At 43.6% G+C, this 211-nt stretch carries 1 protein-coding gene; it reads left to right on the top strand.

Features of this window, described 5'->3' with window-relative positions; translation table 11 throughout:
* Nucleotides 1-15: 15 nt before the first annotated feature.
* Nucleotides 16-211: helix-turn-helix domain-containing protein (locus ABR397_RS24930; RefSeq protein WP_350308001.1), on the top strand; the 196-nt coding region annotated here is incomplete at its 3' end.

The raw sequence follows: 211 nt of genomic DNA on the forward strand, positions 1-211 counted from the left end.
AAAGGAAAATGCACTATGGCCTATACACAACTGACCGAAACAGAAAGATACCCGATTTCCAGTTTAAGAGAAGCGGGTTTTTCACAGCTTTTTATTGCGAAGTCACTTAAGCGAAGCCCATCGACCATCAGCAGAGAATTGAAGAGAAATCAAGAAGTCCAGACATACTGCCCTGAACAGGCTCATTTGAAGGTATTGGCGCGTCGTCATT

It is taken from the genome of Photorhabdus viridis (assembly GCF_040256935.1).
GTDB lineage: Bacteria > Pseudomonadota > Gammaproteobacteria > Enterobacterales > Enterobacteriaceae > Photorhabdus > Photorhabdus viridis.